This window comes from Paenibacillus tyrphae, assembly GCF_024158745.1.
GTDB lineage: Bacteria > Bacillota > Bacilli > Paenibacillales > NBRC-103111 > Paenibacillus_G > Paenibacillus_G tyrfis_A.
In genome coordinates this window covers 38,877-52,012 of sequence record NZ_JAMZAW010000034.1, presented here as the reverse complement: position 1 = coordinate 52,012, position 13,136 = coordinate 38,877, and the positions used below count along the sequence as shown (strand labels likewise).

Genomic DNA, 13,136 nt, shown 5'->3' with positions numbered 1-13,136 from the left:
GACAAATCGTCGGGCGGCGGCCTTTTTGGCTTGCGCGTAGTTAAAGCAGAATCGGGAGCGGCTACGCTTTTTGAAGCAGGACGAACGAACAGCGGTGGGGGATTGTCAGCTCCGTCACGTCACGGAACAGCCCGGCTATTTCCTGGTCGACCTGCTGCCTGCTGTCCGTGTCCAGTTGGGAAAACCAGGAGATGGAGCGAACCTTGCCTCTCCAGGCGTCGGGTGCAAAACGCAGCTCGTAGTCGAACTGCCCGCTATCTTTTTCCTGAAAACCGCCGTCCGCCCATTCGTCGAACCATCGCAAGGGAAACCCGTTGCGCCGCTCCGGGCTTTCCGCCATAGACCCGGGAGCCTTCAGCTTGCCGTCCGGCATCTGCTTGCGGATCAGCTCGAACGTTGCGCGGGCCGGCTCGCTTTCGGCCGCCAGGATGACCGAATCGACGACGGCCAGGAAGCCGCCCGGCTTAAGCAGCCTCCTCGCTTCAGAGATAGCCTGCTGCCGGTCGAACCAATGCCATGCGCGGGCCGCCGTGACCAAATCGAACAGGCCTGCGGGCAATGCGGTTGCTTCCGCAGGAGCCTGCACATAGACGACGGAAGAGTCGCTATCGTCTGCGACGCGGCGCGCTTCACCGATCATTTCGGCCAACGGTTCGACGCCGGTCACCGCTGCCCCGCGGCCGGCCAAGAGCCGGGAGAAGCTTCCCGTCCCGGCGCCGAGATCGACGGCCCGGGTACCGTTCTTCAAGGCGCCGTGCGCTTCCAGCCAGTCGGCCAGCCTCGCAGGCAGTTCGTCGCGGTAACGGGCGTAGTCCTGCGAGACGTTTCCGAAATTCACTTGTTCTTTCATTATAAACCGCCTCCTGAATACAGTATATTTCAATTGGCGAGTAAGTAAATTTTTAATATTCGTTCATGGCGAAAAGTTATTTTTATGTTATGAGCTTTACATAAACGGGGTTCGGAGCGGCGGAAGAAATATCCACTCCTTTTATACCGCAAAAGGGGGATTATCCGTTGTTCCGGATACCCCCTTTTTTCGTGCGAAACATTCCCCTGTGCGGCTATTCCGGGAAAGTCACGACGCCGATGGCGTTGCCGTCTGGGTCCCATGCGTCGAAGAAGCGCATGCCTCCTGCTCCGTGAATCTCGGATGTGCGGACCTGCCGCTCCGTAAAATAAGCGTACGACGCATCGACATCCGTAGTATAAAAGTTAAAGGCAATATGCCGCGACTCGGGAAGCTGGTCCGTTTAATGTGCTTGCTCATCTGAAAAAACCTCCTTTGGATGCGTTGGATTTGGAAGATAGGGTTCCCGTAACAAGAAACGGAATCCGAGGGCAAAACCGTACATGGTTTCGCAAAATAAGGTTTATGTGCTCACCATCAGCTTGTTACCATCCAAGTCCTCGATGGTAAAGTACAATTTGTCGGGAGCCAGTCTGTGAATGCCGTCGATCCGATAGCCTTGTCGATTCAGCCGCAAATACGCGCCACGGGGTTTCGCCCCCGAAGTCCGTCGACAAGGGCTTCGAACAACGTTGCGGGCGGAGCGGCTTGCCGTTCCCCTGACTGCAGGCCGTCCGCTTCCGCGGGCTCCGCCGCCAGCGCTCTCAGCTTGTTCCTTGCCCGGGACCGGGCGGCTTGCACCGCGCCTTCCGTGGAATCGATCATAGCTGCGGTCTCCCGTGCCGTAAAATCGAATACGTCCATCAGCAGCAGAATGACGATTTGGCTGACGGGAAGCCGGTGAGCCAGCGTTTCCAGCAGCTCGCGGGTCCGGAGCCGGTTGTCTTGAAAGGCGAGCTGCGCCAAGTGCGCGTCTGTAAGCGGCACGGCGGGCTGGCGCATCGTTTTGCGCTGCTTGTCGATCCACAGGTTTTTGGCGATGCGGAATAAATAGGCTTTGCTGATTGGACGGTCAGGCTGCTCGCGCAGCACTTGCAGCACGCGAATAAGAGCTTCCTACGCCAGGTCTTCGGCTTCCCAATGCGAACCGGTGATTTTCAAACAGTACTTGTTCAAGACGGATTGAATGTGGCGCATAATACCTCCCGGACAAACCCGCAAATTCGGATTGATCAACCTAATATTTCTCCAAAAGGAAACAAATACCTTTTCATGAGTTTTTTTCTTATAAAATCCTAATTATTGGTTATGTTTGCGGAATTATAAGTATAAACCGTGAACATTATGATCAAATAGTATACAATATATAAATGAATAGTGTACAATAAATGAAGAACGACATGAAGACAGAAAGGGTTGGGGCATTACATGAAAACGACGGAGTACAGCTTCGATACGGCAGCGCTTCTTGCCGGGGGGAACGTTCATTATAATTTGCCGGTTCCTGTTTTGGTTCAAGCTGCTTTGAAGCGGCAGGAGGGGGAGCTTGCATCCAGCGGGGCGCTGCGGGCCTTCACCGGAAAATTTACGGGCCGTTCGCCCAAGGACAAATATATCGTGCAGGAGGCTTCCGTCGACGGCCACATCGCTTGGGGAGCCGTCAACCAGCCGATGGCGGAGCAGCACTTCGATCGTTTATTAGCCAAAGCGGCACTATATATGAAGGAACGCGAGCTGTACGTGTTTGACGGCTTCGCTGGCGCGGATGAAGAATACCGGCTGCCGATTCGCGTCGTGAACGAATATGCGTGGCACAATTTGTTCGTGCGTCAGCTGTTTATTCGCCCGACGGCGGGGGAATTGAAGGAGCACCGCGCGGAATTTACGGTGATTGCACTGCCCGGCTTGCAGGCTGACCCTGCCACTGACGGGACGAAATCCGGCACGTTCATCGCCGTTTCGATGGAGAAACGCATCGTCCTGATCGGCGGCACGGAATATGCGGGCGAGATGAAGAAGTCGATTTTCAGCGTGCTGAACTATTTGCTGCCTTTCCGCGGCGTGTTCCCGATGCACTGCTCGGCCAACGTCGGAGAAAAGGGCGATGTGGCGCTCTTCTTCGGGCTGTCCGGCACAGGCAAGACGACGCTGTCCGCCGACCCGAACCGCCGCTTGATCGGCGACGACGAGCATGGCTGGTCGGACCGCGGCGTGTTCAACTTCGAGGGCGGCTGCTACGCCAAGTGCATCGGGCTGACCGAAGAGAAGGAGCCGCAAATTTGGAATGCGATCCGGTTCGGAGCCGTGCTGGAAAATGTGGTGCTGCGCCCGGATACGCTGGAAGCGGATTACCATGACGGCTCCCGCACGGAAAATACGCGGGCCGCTTACCCGCTTGAATCGATAGCGAACGCGGTGATCCCCGGTACGGCGGGACATCCGGAGACGATCGTCTTCCTGACGGCCGACGCGTTCGGGGTACTGCCTCCGATTGCGAAGCTGACGAAGGAGCAGGCGATGTATCATTTTCTGTCCGGCTATACGTCCAAGCTGGCCGGAACGGAACGTGGCGTGACAGAGCCGGAAGCGACATTCTCCACTTGCTTCGGATCGCCGTTTCTGCCGCTGAGTCCGAGCGTCTACGCCGAGATGCTGGGACGCAAGATCGACAAGCACGAATCCCGCGTCTACTTGGTGAACACCGGCTGGTCCGGCGGACCTTACGGGGTGGGCAAACGGATGAATTTGGCGTACACCCGCGCGATGGTCACGGCAGCCTTGGAAGGCAAGCTGGAGCAAGGGGAGTTTACCCCGGATCCGGTATTCGGCGTGCTGGTGCCAAGCCACGTTCCCGGTGTGCCGGATGAAGTGCTGCAGCCGCGCAGCACGTGGGAGGACAAACAAGCTTACGACGCCAAAGCCCGGGAGCTTGCCGAACGGTTCGTCAGCAACTTCGGGAAGTTTGCGGATGCGCCTGAGGCGGTTCGCGCCGCTGGTCCGCGTCTGAGTTAAAGCTGTATTTTGAATACACCGGCATTAGCCTGCAACAACGATTTTATCGTTGCTGCGGGCTTTTTGGCGTTCCCGTAGAATCAGTATCGTTCTGCCGCTCTCACTTTAAGTTGGGATTAAGCGACTTTTCACGTTTTTTTTACAAACGGGTGCTACATTGAAAGAGGTGATCAATGCTACATCGATTCAGAAAGGAGATACGCGGATGGCGTGGCTGCGTTACAAAAAATGGATCATCGGCGTCCTCGGCCTCTTGGTGGTCGGAGCCGGAACGTACGTGTATTTGCAACAAAAACCGAAAAAGTCGGCCGCCAGCGTACAGGACAAGACGGTCGAGGTCAAAAAAGGGGAAATCCGGTCAACGGTATCCGGCACTTCGCAGTTTGAAGCAAGAGACATGCAGAACATCATCGCTCCTGCGGACGGAACGATCAAAACGATGAACCTGACCCGGAACCATCCGGTGAAAAAAGGGGACATCCTAGTGGAAATCGCCGATCCGACGCTCGAAACGAACCTGCAGGAGGCGCGAATGAGCCTTCAACAGATGGAAAATGATTTGAATGATCTGCGGACCCAGCAGGGGAATCTGCGGATTACCGCTCCGATCAGCGGCAAGCTGACGTTGTCTGGCAATCTGGATACAGGCTCGAACACGACCAAATCGAGCCGCGTGGGCACGATTGCGGATCTGTCCTCACTCACGGTGAAGCTGCCGTTTTTGCTGGAGGATGCTTCACAGCTGAAGAAGGGGGATGCGCTCGATCTGGCTCCCGACGGCTTCCTGCTGACGAAGACGGGGACGGTCGCTGCGGTAGGCACTTTAACGAGGTCAGACAGCTCCGGCGGCAAGCTGGTTGATGTCGAAGTGACCGTAGCGAACGACGGGACGCTGGATGCCGGGATGAAAGTGAAAGGAACGGCGGCGATCGGCGGACGCAGCATTGACTCGCAGGAGAAGGGAACGCTCGAATACATAAAAACCGAAACGGTGTTCGCCGGGGCGAACGGCAGCATCCGCGAACTGAAGGTAAAGTCCGGAAGCCATGTGGTCAAAGGCGATCTGCTCGCCGTGATCGGCAGCGACACGCTGCCCGGCGATATTTTAAACAAGCAGGGCGCAATCGAACGCCAGAAGGCGACAATTGCCAGCCTGGAAGACAAGTTAAACCAATTGACGCTCAAGGCGCCTTTTGATGGGGTGTTTTCCACCGATTTTGCCAACAAGAAAACGAATGTGCTGGCGAGCTATCCAGTTGGGGCCAAAGTCGAAGGGACGACCTTGTTCGGAGCGGTGGCCAGCCTCGATTTCATGCAGCTTCCCATTCAGGTCGACGAGCTCGATCTTCCGAACGTGAAGAGCGGCATGAAGGCGGAAGTGACCGTCGATTCGCTGCCGGGGCGCAAATTCGAAGGAGAAGTGACCCAGGTGTCCACGGTCGGAACGACGACCAACGGGGTGACGTTCTACGACGCGGTGGTGGCGGTCAAAAATACGGGCGACCTGCGCTACGGCATGACGGGAACGGCGAACATTTTGATCCAGGACAAAAAGGACATTCTCGTCCTGCCGATGGAGGCGCTCCAGCAGCAAAAAGGCAAACGGTTCGTTACCGTGGAACGGCCCGGCGGCAAGCGGGAGGAGAAGGAGATCAAGATCGGTATCCGCAGCAAAACCGATGTTGAGGTTACCGAAGGGCTCAAGGAAGGCGACAAAGTCGTCGTGCCCGTGCGGCAGCAGCGGCAAAATTTGAGCCAGGCCGAGATCGACAGACTGCGCCAGCAGTTCCAGGGCGGCCAAGGCGGCGGATTTCCGGGCGGCGGCAATTTCCAGTTTGCTCCGGGTGGAGGCGGTGCGGGAGGCACGGGCGGCTCAGGAGGCGGGAATGCCGGCGGCGGGAACCGCTCCAACGGAGGCGGCGGCCAATCCGGCAGATAACGGCGAAAGGAGGAATCCCGGCATGGAACCGATGATTGAGCTGAAACACATTACGAAGGAATACGAACGGGGCGCGGAAAAGCTGCGCATATTGAACGACCTGTCGCTCACGGTGGAGCGGGGGGACTTCGTCGCCATCGTCGGGCCGAGCGGCTCCGGGAAGTCGACCCTGATGAACACGATCGGCTTGCTGGACGTGCCGACCTCCGGCTCCTACAAGCTGGACGGCGTGGCTACCGAGAAAATGACGGACAACCAGCTCGCAGAGCTGCGGAATAAAAAAATCGGGTTTATTTTTCAACAGTTCAATCTGCTTCCCAAACTTACGGCACTGGAAAATGTGGAATTGCCCTTGATTTACTCGGGCGTGCAAGCCAAGAAGCGCCGCGAAACGGCGCTCCAGATGCTGGAGCTGCTGGGGATGGGCCAGCGCGGCCATCATAAACCGAGCGAGCTGTCCGGGGGACAGCAGCAGCGGGTGGCGATTGCGCGCGCGCTGGCGGTGTCGCCGTCTCTGATGCTTGCTGACGAGCCGACGGGAGCGCTGGATTCTAAGACCGGCAAAGAAGTGCTGGAGCTGATTATCCGGCTTAACGAGCAGGGCAATACCATCGTTCTGATCACGCACGATCTGCATATCGCCGAGAACGCCAAACGCGTGGTATCGATCCGGGACGGCCTGATCGTCCGTGACGAGAGACTGGCGGAGATTCCGGCCGGAGCGGCGGGTGTGACGGCATGAGAACGATGGAACTGATCACCATGGCGCTGCGGACGGTGCTGTCCAATCCGATGCGTACGATGCTCACCATGCTCGGCGTAATTATCGGCGTCAGCTCCGTCGTCACGCTCGTTGCGATCGGACGCGGCACGTCGGACCAGATCGAGAAGCAGTACGAGAATCTGGGCACGAACATGCTTGTCGTCAACGTGCTGGGGACGGGGCGGGCGCAGCAGCTCGATTACAACGATCTGATGCAGCTGGAGCAGCTGCCGGAGTTTTCGTCGATCGCCCCGACGATCAATAAAGCGAACTCCAATATCAAGTACGACCGGACGCAGGAGAAGTTTACGGTGACCGGCACGAACGACCGGTATCTCGGCATTATGAAAGGCCAGCTTGAGACCGGACGCTTCATCGTCGACGCCGATCTCGAATTCCGCAACCCGGTTGCCGTGCTCGGCAGCGAGGTGTCGAAAACGTATTTCGGCACGCTCGACCCGACGGGCGAGCAGATCAACATCGACGGCGTCGTCTTCACGGTAGTCGGCAAGCTGAAAAGCAAGGGCACCGGGGCGGGCGGCACATCGATGGACAATGCGGTATTCGTCCCGCTCACGACGGCGCAGCGCGCCTTCAAGCTTGGCAATATCAGGACGACCTACGTCGATACGCCGACGAAGGAAGACATCTACAAAGCGCAGGATACGATGAAGCAGTATTTGACCTATAAATTCAAAAGCGACCAAGGCTTCAATCTCATCAATCAGGATGAGCTGATGAACGCGCGGGTCGCCGCATCGAGTACGCTGACGAATCAGCTGATCAGCGTGGCCTGCATCTCGCTGCTGGTCGGCGGTATCGGCATTATGAACATTATGCTGGTCACGGTCAGCGAGCGGACGCGGGAGATCGGCATCCGCAAGTCGATCGGGGCGAAGCGGCGCAACATCCTGATGCAGTTCCTCGTCGAGGCGACGCTCATCAGCGGCATCGGCGGCCTCATCGGGCTGCTGCTCGGCAGCGGTTTGGCGCTTGCCTGGCCGATGATCAATCCGAACCAGACGACCAAGCTGTCGATGGATATCGGCTTGTATGCGTTTCTGTTCTCCGTGCTCGTCGGCGTCGTGTTCGGCTTGTACCCGGCGAACAAAGCGTCCAAGCTTCGTCCGATCGACGCGCTACGCTTCGATTAATCTTTTCATCCAGTTTTTACTAAAGGAGGAAGCAGCTTTTGAAAAGCTTAAACATGTTAACGAAACCGTCCCGTACGGCTTGGCTCGGAGCGCTGGCGATAAGCGCCGTATGCCTGTCGGCTTCCGTGCCGGCCGTTTACGCGGGGAAGCCGGGCGTTTTTGTAGCGAACGACACTTACTTTACGCTGGAGAACGCATCTCTTGCCGCGGGCGGCGATTCACCGCTGATGCAATTTTCGCTGAAGCTTCATAACGGCGGTCGCGGCGCGGTCGATTTCAACGGCTATGGCGTACGGGTGGTGGATAAGGCGGGGAACCGCTATCCGGCGCGCCTCGGCAGCAAGCAAAGCGCCCGCGTCCAGCCGGGCAAGGAGCAGACGTTCGATTTTTACTCCCAGCTTGCTCCGGGCGTCAAGGCCGAGGGGCTGAAGGTGGACCTGTACGCCTGGGACGGCAGCGGGGCCGATCAGACGCGCGACATCGGCGCGCTGCCCGTGGCGGACTCGCTCCCTGGAGGGGTACCGACGGCTTCGCAGACCGTCGTGCGGCTCAAAGAGGCAGACGCTGCAGCCAAAGAGGATGTATTCCTTACGTTCGTGCAGGGGGACGGCTTCCGCGTCGTCGAGAACGGCAAGCCGTATCTGTATATGAATCTGTATGTGACCGGCAGCGGCAAAACGGACGTAACGCTTCCGTCGGGCCTTCAATACCGGCTGCTGACGTCCGACGGACGAACGCTTGCCGCCGCTCTGTCCGGCTCGGACGGTTCTGCGCTGCTGCCGAATGAAACCGTTCAGCGGACCGTGAAGGCCGAACTCTCCGAACAGTCCGTCGGCCCGTTGACCTTGCAGTTGGTGACGCCGGATGCGGGCGAGGATAAGGTGCTCGGCAGCCTGCCGCTTGGCGGGCTCCCTGATGCAATCAAGCTCGGTAGCGAGAAGCCGCTGGTCCGATACGGAACGGGCAGCGGGCTGACGGTCGTCGCAGAGAAAGCGAAGGCCATCCGTCAGGAAGACGGCATGCTCGTGCAGTCCACCGTGACGGTGCGCAATGACAGCGACCGGATGATCGCAGTACCCTCGTTATCCGGAGCTTACCAGTTCGGCAAAGACGGCTTCACGGCGGCTTCGGAAGCCCGTTCCTCGCGCGACGCCTATTTGGCGCCGAAAGCCGCGGTATCGTTCAGCTACACGGCGCTGCTTCCGTCCGGCGTCGAGCCCGACGCGGCGCAGCTTGTGGTCCGCATGAAGGAGGACACGGTTGCAGCGGGGACAAGCGTCGGCTCGGGCACGACAGCGTCTGCCAGCGGCGGAAGCACATCCTCCGGCGCGAATACGGCCAATAGCGGGGCCGCCGGAACTGCCGGCAGCGCGGGAACAAGCGCATCCGGCTCGTCCGCCGGCGGTTCCGCTTCGGGCTCGTCCTCTGCCGGGGGAAGCACGAGCGGCACCAGCGCTGCAAGCGGCACGGGCGGACAGACGAAGGCAGGGACGAGCGGAAGCGGCACGACGAGCTCCTCGTCCGGCACGGCATCCGGCTCGAAGACGGACGGGCGGCCGGTTATGGTCGTCGGCCTCCAAGGCATTGCGCAGCAGTACAACCCGACGATGGCGGCGAAAAGCTACGAGTACGGTACGCCGCTGCCCCTTGCGGCAAGCAGCCTGATCGATTCGAAGCTGGACATGTCGCTTGTAGAGCTGCATTTGCACGAAAATACCGATTACGGGTACAAAACGGCCATAGCCAAAGTGAAGTACACGAACCGCGGAAGCTCGGTCCTGACGCTTCCGGACGTCGGCACGGAGCTGCTGAACTCGCAGGGACTGGCATTCCCGGGCGTCCGGCAGACGTCCGCGGCTTCCACCATCATGCCCGGAACGAGCTATGTCGTCGCTTATTCGTTTATGGTGCCGGCGGACGAAAAAGGGGACAATATCGCCTTCCGGGTGACGGACCCGAAAGCGATCGCACCGGGCAAGCTGGATCTCGGCACGTTCCGCATCGCCGCGCAGCGGGAAGAGGAGTACGGCAAGATCAGCTTCTATCCGTTCGACGTCAACATCGATGCGAACAATCTGGCGACGACCTACAGCACATCGACCGGCTATTCGTATCATCTGAATTTGTCGCTAACGATCGAGCAGCGGGAGCCGGTAATTATCGACCAGAACTTTTCGAAGATGGAGTTCGAGCTTGTCGACGGGCTCGGCCGGGTGCTCGGCTCTCAATCCGCCGGTTTTACCGGCACGCAGAAGCTGATCACCGGCACGCAGCGCATTTCGTTCACGAACGTCAAGACGGAGCAGATCGAATCGGGCGTGACGATCCGCGTATACGAAACGATCGATACGCCGAACGGACCGGCCAAACGGCTTGTCCGGGAGTTCCAACCGTAAATGGAACCCCTCTGTCCAACAGAGGGTCAGCCAAAGAAGGCATCCCCAGCCGTGCTTGCCACAGCCGGAAGATGCCTTCTTTTTCAGCGGTTGAGCCCGCATAGGACCGGATTATAAAAAAAATCACAAAAAAATAACTTGAATCGGAACGGCAAATCTGTTTTGATGGAAAAGTAACTACCAAATATACCCTTCGCTTACAAAAAAGGAGTGTTTACGACACGTGCCTGCAAGTCCGAACGATACATCCACTCCGCTATTGAATAAAGAAAACATGAACTCTGCCGGATCGTCCCGGCCCCAAAGCGGATTTTGGCGGCTGCTGGAAATCGGCGCCGCTTCCGCAAAGCTGGGGCTGACCTCCTTCGGGGGACCGGTGGCGCATCTCGGTTATTTCCGGGACGAGTATGTCGTCAAGCGCAAGTGGCTGGACGAGCGGGGCTACGCCGATCTGGTCGCCTTGTGCCAGTTTTTGCCCGGACCTGCCAGCAGTCAGGTCGGTATCGGACTAGGCATCATCCGCTCCGGCTTGCTCGGAGGGGTGGTCGCTTGGCTCGGCTTCACGCTCCCGTCCGCTCTCGCCTTGGCTCTGTTTGCGCTTGCGCTGCACGGGACGTCCGTCGCCCAGGCCGGATGGCTCCACGGGCTGAAGCTTGTCGCCGTCGCCATCGTCGCACAGGCGGTGCTTGGCATGGGCCGCAGTCTGGCGTCCGACCGGCCCCGCGCCACGCTGGCCGTTGTGGCGGCCGCGTTCGCCCTGCTGGCTCCCAGCGCCGTCACGCAGGTGGCCTTGATCGCCGCCGCCGGCCTGTTCGGGGCATGGCGGTTCCGCCGGGCGGCCGAGGCGCCGCCCGAGCCCGTTCGCGTGCCGGTCGGCCGGACCGCGGGCGCGATCAGCCTGGCGCTGTTCGCCGCGCTGCTTGTCGCGCTGCCGCTGCTTCGGCAGACGGCGCCCGGCATGGGGCTCGCGCTGGCCGATAGCTTTTACCGCGCGGGCGCGCTCGTCTTTGGCGGCGGGCACGTCGTGCTGCCCATGCTGGAGCGGGAGGTCGTCCCTGCGGGCTGGGTGAGCCCGGAGACGTTTCTGGCCGGGTATGGCGCGGCGCAGGCGGTTCCGGGACCGCTCTTCACGTTCGCGGCTTATCTCGGCGCTGCGGCCGCAGGGGGGACCGGAGCCGTGCTGGCGACAGCCGCCGTCTTTCTCCCGGGCTTCCTGCTCGTCGTCGGCGCACTGCCGTTTTGGAACGCCCTGCGGTCGCATGCGCGCATGCAAGGGGCGCTGACGGGCATCAATGCCGCCGTCGTCGGCCTGCTGCTTGCGGCGCTGTACGACCCGATCTGGACGTCCGCCGTGCGTAGTCCCGCCGACTTCGCGGCGGCCGCCGTTCTATTCGGCTTGCTCGTCTTCTGGAAGCTGCCGCCTTGGGCGGTCGTCCTCACAGGCGCTTTCTTAGGATGGGCGCTAACCTTGGGGCTGGTCTAAACCCACACGTCAGACACCATGGCTCGCGACCCGCCCGGGGTCCGGGCTATTTTTTTCTGCGGAACAGGCGGGCGGCTCCTTTGCCGAGCTCCGTAAGCAGAATCATGACCGACAGCGCGCCGAGCGCATACGGGACGACAAGCGGAATGGCGCGCAGGTCGGTAATATGCACCCAACGCAAAAAAAGCGGGTATAATAGCAGCAGCGCAACCAGGATTACAATTTTCACGGGCATTCGCCTCCGGGGCTTGCATAGATTTTCGACAATGAAATAAATTTCGCTGCCGAAAACGTCAAAACCTGCCGAACGGAGCGGGTGGGAAATGATTCCATTGGCCGTTCCGATCCGGGTACATCCGCTTCATTTTGGAATTTGTTAAATTTAGCAGATGTTCAATTATGGATTGACGGATGACCACCCTCATACTATGATAACATTATCGCTTTAAAGCATGTACACGTTAAATCCAGGAGGTCCGAAATCATTGAAAACATCCGCTAAACTGTTATCCCTGCTGATCGCCGTACCGATCATGATCTCAGGCTGCGGGACCAAAGCACCGGCACCCGCCAATCCGTCCGGAGGTGGAGACGCTTCCAAGCCTCAGGACAAGAAAGTTGTCAAAATCGGCATCTCGCAAATTGTCGAACATCCGTCGCTCAACGCGACGCGCGAAGGCTTCCTGGCCGCGCTTAAGGACAACGGCTTTATCGACAAAGAAACGATGCAGGTCGACTACAAGAACGCACAAGGCGACGCTACAACTAACCTGACCGTTGCTCAGAAGTTCGCCGCCGACAAAAAAGATCTGGTATTCGCCATCGCCACGCCGTCGGCTCAAGCCGTCGTGCAGAACGTGAAAGATGCGCCGGTGCTGTTCGGAGGCGTGAGCGATCCTGTATCCGCGAAGCTCGTTAAAAGCTTGGACAAGCCGGGCGGCAACGTAACCGGCGCCGCGGATACGCATCCGGACGCCATACCGAAGCTAATCGACTTCATCGCTTCCGACTTCCCGAAGGTCAAGAAGATCGGAATCGTGGCGAACGAAGGCGAAGCGAATGTCGCGTTCATGGTGAAGACGGCGGAAGCGGCGTTTGCGAAGCATAATATTCAAGTCGTCAAAGCGTCGGTTGCGAACAGCTCTGAAGTGAAGCAGGCCGCCGAATCGCTCGTGGGACGCGTTGACGCGATCTACATCACGCTCGACAACACGGTCGTAAGCGCCGTCGAATCGATTATCAAGCTGGCAAACGACAAGAAAATTCCATTCTTCGCCAGCGACCGCGATTCGGTAGAAAAAGGAGCTCTCGCCACCTACGGCTTCAAATATTACGATCACGGTTACCAGGCGGGCAAGATGGCCGTCGAGATTCTCAAGAACGGTGCCAAACCGGCCGACATGAAAGTCAGCTATCCGGACAAGCTTGACCTGATCATTAACCTTGATGCCGCCAAGCAGGAAAGCGTCGAAGTCACCGACTCCATGAAAAATAAAGTTCAAGATAAGAAAAACCTGCTCAGCGGTTCGGCAAAATAAC

At 58.8% G+C, this 13,136-nt stretch carries 10 protein-coding genes; 7 read left to right on the top strand and 3 right to left on the bottom strand.

Features of this window, described 5'->3' with window-relative positions; all coding sequences use genetic code 11:
• Positions 1–61: 61 nt before the first annotated feature.
• Together NI000_RS33075 and NI000_RS33070 are read right to left on the bottom strand one after the other, a co-directional pair.
• Positions 62–850: a class I SAM-dependent methyltransferase gene (locus NI000_RS33075; protein ID WP_253415577.1), complete on the bottom strand. Its 789-nt coding sequence runs from the start codon at positions 848–850 to the stop codon at positions 62–64.
• 627 nt (positions 851–1,477) lie between these two features.
• The gene (locus NI000_RS33070; protein WP_253415576.1) at positions 1,478–1,951 is read right to left on the bottom strand and encodes an RNA polymerase sigma factor; all 474 of its coding nucleotides are present in this window, start codon (positions 1,949–1,951) and stop codon (positions 1,478–1,480) included.
• A gap of 327 nt (positions 1,952–2,278) precedes the next feature.
• Between NI000_RS33070 and pckA the strand changes: the two genes are divergently transcribed.
• The 6 genes from pckA to chrA all read left to right on the top strand — a co-directional run bounded on the left by pckA (position 2,279) and on the right by chrA (position 11,597).
• The gene (gene pckA / locus NI000_RS33065) at positions 2,279–3,862 is read left to right on the top strand and encodes a phosphoenolpyruvate carboxykinase (ATP) (RefSeq protein ID WP_253415575.1); all 1,584 of its coding nucleotides are present in this window, start codon (positions 2,279–2,281) and stop codon (positions 3,860–3,862) included.
• A 205-nt stretch (positions 3,863–4,067) separates the two neighbouring features.
• Complete coding sequence (locus NI000_RS33060; protein WP_253415574.1) at positions 4,068–5,801, top strand: efflux RND transporter periplasmic adaptor subunit; 1,734 nt, start codon at positions 4,068–4,070, stop codon at positions 5,799–5,801.
• Between the two features lie 22 nt (positions 5,802–5,823).
• Positions 5,824–6,543 (top strand): ABC transporter ATP-binding protein, encoded by a 720-nt coding sequence (locus NI000_RS33055; protein WP_301292797.1) that lies wholly within the window; start codon positions 5,824–5,826, stop codon positions 6,541–6,543.
• A complete protein-coding gene (locus tag NI000_RS33050; RefSeq protein ID WP_253415573.1) occupies positions 6,540–7,718 on the top strand; it encodes an ABC transporter permease in 1,179 nt (392 codons plus the stop codon). Before NI000_RS33055 ends, NI000_RS33050 begins: the two co-directional genes overlap by 4 nt.
• Before the next feature lie 53 nt (positions 7,719–7,771).
• On the top strand, positions 7,772–10,114 hold the full coding sequence (locus NI000_RS33045; RefSeq protein WP_253415572.1) for a hypothetical protein: 2,343 nt from the start codon (positions 7,772–7,774) through the stop codon (positions 10,112–10,114).
• Positions 10,115–10,388: 274 nt separating this feature from the next.
• Entirely contained in the window at positions 10,389–11,597 is a 1,209-nt protein-coding gene (gene chrA / locus NI000_RS33040) for a chromate efflux transporter (RefSeq protein WP_253415593.1), read from the top strand.
• A gap of 46 nt (positions 11,598–11,643) precedes the next feature.
• Here the strand turns inward: chrA and NI000_RS33035 are convergent, their stop codons facing one another.
• Complete coding sequence (locus NI000_RS33035) at positions 11,644–11,832, bottom strand: hypothetical protein (RefSeq protein ID WP_193394547.1); 189 nt, start codon at positions 11,830–11,832, stop codon at positions 11,644–11,646.
• Between the two features lie 250 nt (positions 11,833–12,082).
• On the opposite strand from NI000_RS33035, the gene NI000_RS33030 reads away from it, so the two are divergent.
• Positions 12,083–13,135 carry an ABC transporter substrate-binding protein gene (locus NI000_RS33030; RefSeq protein WP_375541028.1) on the top strand — a complete coding sequence of 351 codons (1,053 nt, stop codon included), beginning with the start codon at positions 12,083–12,085 and terminating at the stop codon, positions 13,133–13,135.
• Position 13,136: the final 1 nt, after the last annotated feature.